Here is a 317-nt window from a genome sequence, read left to right as displayed (position 1 = left end):
ATCGGTCGTATCTGGGCGCAGTGCACTAAGGAATCTGGGCGAGGTAAGGATAGCTTCGTGCACGTTGTCGGCGATGGAGCGACCTGGATCGAGCAGCAAGCCCGCTCAGAGCTCAATGCGGATCGTATATTGCTCGATTTTTACCACGTTTGTGACTACCTCGGCGCGGCTCGTGAGCATTGCGCCAGCAACTCGCGTTGGATGACTACTCAAAAAAATCGACTCAAACGCAACCGCTCCGACTTGGTGATCGCCGAGTTGGCTTCACATCTGGAACCAAAACATCTTCCTGATGAGGATGCTCCAACTCGCTGTGC

1 pseudogene is annotated in these 317 nt (G+C 54.3%); it reads left to right on the top strand.

Features of this window, described 5'->3' with window-relative positions:
• Positions 1–317: pseudogene (locus QEH52_RS20445) on the top strand (ISKra4-like element ISTvi1 family transposase); the annotation flags it as partial.

It is taken from the genome of Thalassobacterium maritimum, from assembly GCF_031127805.1.
GTDB lineage: Bacteria > Verrucomicrobiota > Verrucomicrobiia > Opitutales > Coraliomargaritaceae > Thalassobacterium > Thalassobacterium maritimum.
The sequence above is the reverse complement of the archived record's forward strand: the minus strand, read 5'-3'. Positions and strand labels throughout refer to the sequence as shown.